The organism is Cupriavidus sp. SIMBA_020 (genome assembly GCF_046535395.1).
Classification (GTDB): domain Bacteria; phylum Pseudomonadota; class Gammaproteobacteria; order Burkholderiales; family Burkholderiaceae; genus Cupriavidus; species Cupriavidus campinensis.
The window spans coordinates 1-477 of sequence record NZ_JAWRWU010000064.1 but is presented as its reverse complement, the minus strand read 5'-3'; the positions used below and the strand labels follow the sequence as shown (position 1 = coordinate 477).

Here is a 477-nt window from a genome sequence, read left to right as displayed (position 1 = left end):
AGCTTTATATATCTATGTGATCTTTCATATAAAAAACCCAGTTCATGATGAACTGGGTTAAGATAGCTTGGCGGCGTCCTACTCTCACAGGGGGAAACCCCCGACTACCATCGGCGCTGAAGAGCTTAACTTCCGTGTTCGGCATGGGAACGGGTGTGACCTCTTCGCTATCGCCACCAAACCATTGAGAGTGTTCTCTCAAAACTAGATAACAGTAAGCATACATTCAAATTGGTTAAGTCCTCGATCGATTAGTATCTGTCAGCTCCATGTGTCGCCACACTTCCACCTCAGACCTATCAACCTGATCATCTTTCAGGGATCTTACTTCCTTGCGGAATGGGAAATCTCATCTTGAGGGGGGCTTCATGCTTAGATGCTTTCAGCACTTATCCCGTCCGCACATAGCTACCCAGCGATGCCCTTGGCAGAACAACTGGTACACCAGCGGTGCGTCCATCCCGGTCCTCTCGTACT

At 48.6% G+C, this 477-nt stretch carries 2 rRNA genes; both read right to left on the bottom strand.

From position 1 onward, the window contains the following. Positions 1 to 65 precede the first annotated feature (65 nt). Positions 66 to 181 (bottom strand): 5S ribosomal RNA (rrf, locus tag SB751_RS28165). Positions 182 to 231: 50 nt separating this feature from the next. Next, positions 232 to 477, bottom strand: a 23S ribosomal RNA gene (locus SB751_RS28160); the annotation flags it as partial.